Genomic DNA, 1,895 nt, shown 5'->3' with positions numbered 1-1,895 from the left:
CATATATTCAATTATGCAAATCTGCTTAAGTTGCAAAGACATGCTTTTGCTTTAATTGTATTTTTATTTTGGACGGCCATTATAAAGCAAGGAGAATAGGCGTTAAACTCGATATTTTTAGATTATGATGAAAAAACAACAATTTTGTCGTATGAATCCGATCAATAACGAAATTATATTTCATGTTGTTATTGCTTGTTTGGAGATGGCAGAAAAGGTTGTTTTGATGGACAGACGGTTGGAATTTGAAATATGAAAAGGCCGTCTGAAAAGAGGAAACACATAATTTCAGACGGCCTCTGTTTTTGATTCTCTTATCCGTAAATCTTGGTTCGGATTTCAACAAGGGAATTGATTGCCAAACTGCTGTTTACAGCTGCCGGTAGATCGGACTGGGCGAACAAATTTTCTACTTCGTTAATCAATGTTTCTGCACGTGCCAACAGTTCATTGTAAGGAAAAGAACCGCGCTTGATGGCCAGCAATTCGTCACGATTGGGACGGCGTGGCCGGATCTCGCCATAAAGGGCAATATCGCGCGCGGTTTCAAGCAGGCGGAAGGTGTGCATCATATTTTTTGCATCGTAACCTTGGCCGTGCGCCTGCGTGCCTTGATAGCGTGTTTCGTTGCGTTCTGCCAGCCATTGTTGATAAGAGGCATATTCGCGGCAGTAGCTGCTGTATCCGTCTTGGTTGAAGGATAGATGGGCAAGCGGTGTTTCGCCTTCGGGAATGGAGCTGAGTGAAAGCGTTGTGGCTTCGGGTTTGGGTGCAATACTGTGGTAGCCAAGTGTGCCGTCGGCATCGTAAAACAGCGCATAAAGTTCTCGGGCGTGGGCTATTTTGATTAAGCCTACACGCCTTTGTTCCATTCCGCGTTGTGCAAGCCAGTACTGTAACGGTACGGTTTGCCTGCCTTCTATGATGTGGCAGAAATCAAGGATGCTTTTCTTTTCAGACGGCATCGGATTGCTGATTTTTTTATTCAATCCCCGTGCTTTTTTGATTTGTCCGTAGGCATAGCCTGCAAAACTTTGCTGGCAGGTTTTAGAGATAAACCATTCGGTTTTGAACGCATCCATCAATGGCGAACGGTATCGCACACAGTCGGAAGGGGAAGCCAGCAGCTCCAGCGTGTTCGGATTGCTTTGCAGCAGCAATTCAATAAACCGTCCCAGTTCGTAATACACAATATCGTTGGTCTCATTGCTGATTTGTGGGATGTATTCCATGCCGTAAAACATGGATTTGGGCAGGTAAAACACGCCTTTGATGTCGGTATCGGACTCGGGCGTTGCCAAACCGTAGGCGCGGCTGCCGGACACGGCTTCAAGCAGAATCAGGTTTTGCGTGTACAAGTCTTCGAGGGTCAGCATATTCAGACGGCCTTTTACGGATAAATGGTTGCCAAGGTCGAGCGGAACAATTCGTTCAAAGGCCCGCTATCGGCAGGTTCGGCAGCAGTGGCGGACAAGGCAGAAACTTCGTTATATAGGTCAACAGTCAGCTTTTGCAGCTCTGGAGATAATGTGTGCAGATAACTTTCGTTCTGCTCCGCTTTTAATGCAACCAGATCAGTAATTTGGGTAGCACAATCTGTCTGCCACTCATTCATCAACTCAACCAAAGTCATTGGCGGAATACCGCCTTGTTTCACTGCCCAGCGTGCCGCCAATAAAGGGCGCAAGACGTAAAACCATTTCTTCAATTTAATCGGCTGCGTCAAATCCATTGCTTTCAAAGCATTGCCGGCGATACCGCGATAATGGTGCAACAACGCGGCGGCTTGGACGTATTGGGGCGCAAGTTCGTTCAGATGGTCTGTGAATGCCTCATCTTGTGTATAAACAATCGGCGAACGCAACCATTCCAGCAATACGGCATTGCTTTTTCTC

2 protein-coding genes are annotated in these 1,895 nt (G+C 46.4%); both read right to left on the bottom strand.

All coding sequences use genetic code 11. From position 1 onward, the window contains the following. Positions 1 to 314: 314 nt before the first annotated feature. Positions 315 to 1,376, bottom strand: coding sequence for a DNA polymerase beta superfamily protein (locus ACTHUM_RS12690; RefSeq protein ID WP_107768720.1), 1,062 nt, complete (start codon positions 1,374 to 1,376; stop codon positions 315 to 317). A gap of 14 nt (positions 1,377 to 1,390) precedes the next feature. Then, a partial coding sequence (locus tag ACTHUM_RS12685) for a nucleotidyltransferase domain-containing protein (RefSeq protein WP_440403022.1) occupies positions 1,391 to 1,895 on the bottom strand: 505 nt, incomplete at its 5' end.

The sequence above is a fragment of the Neisseria sp. P0021.S006 genome (genome assembly GCF_051956895.1).
This window is presented reverse-complemented; position numbering and strand designations above follow the sequence as displayed.

Excerpts from the sequence above, each read along its gene's own strand:
- ACTHUM_RS12690 (WP_107768720.1), bottom strand. The coding sequence starts at position 1,376 with ATGCTGACCCTCGAAGACTTGTACACGCAAAACCTGATTCTGCTTGAA.